Below are 490 nucleotides of genomic sequence, written 5' to 3'. Positions count from 1 at the left end.
GGATATTTCTATTGATGCACCTTACTTTAGACGTAAAAGCTATTCAATTTTTGAGTGGATGAAAAAAAATAATATATATGATGTCGTTATTTCTTGTGAATGGCAAGCAGATATGTATTACTCTCTACTTTATAAGAAACAAGGTTTAGGTTTCTCAGACACAAAATTCATTATTAACACTCATAGTTCTACCTTGTGGGCAGATGAGGGTAGTTATCAACTACCATATGATCAGAACCATATGGAATTGTATTTTATGGAGCAAAAAGTTATTGAGATGGCCGATGAAATAATTAGTCCGTCTCAGTATCTCATTAACTGGATGCTAGAGAAGAATTGGCAGGTTCCGGCTAATAAAAAAGTAATACTAAACTGTGAACCTTTTGCACCTTTACATAATCAGGCTATTAGCGCGTCGCCCGAAGAGTCTTTGTTAACAGCAATTGAATTAATATTTTTTGGGCGTTTAGAAACCCGCAAAGGAATAGAT

At 34.5% G+C, this 490-nt stretch carries 1 pseudogene; it reads left to right on the top strand.

Features of this window, described 5'->3' with window-relative positions:
* A pseudogene (locus J1785_RS00255) lies at positions 1 to 490 on the top strand (glycosyltransferase); the annotation flags it as partial.

The organism is Rahnella perminowiae (genome assembly GCF_019049755.1).
Taxonomy (GTDB): Bacteria; Pseudomonadota; Gammaproteobacteria; order Enterobacterales; family Enterobacteriaceae; genus Rahnella; species Rahnella perminowiae.
The sequence above is the reverse complement of the archived record's forward strand: the minus strand, read 5'-3'. Positions and strand labels throughout refer to the sequence as shown.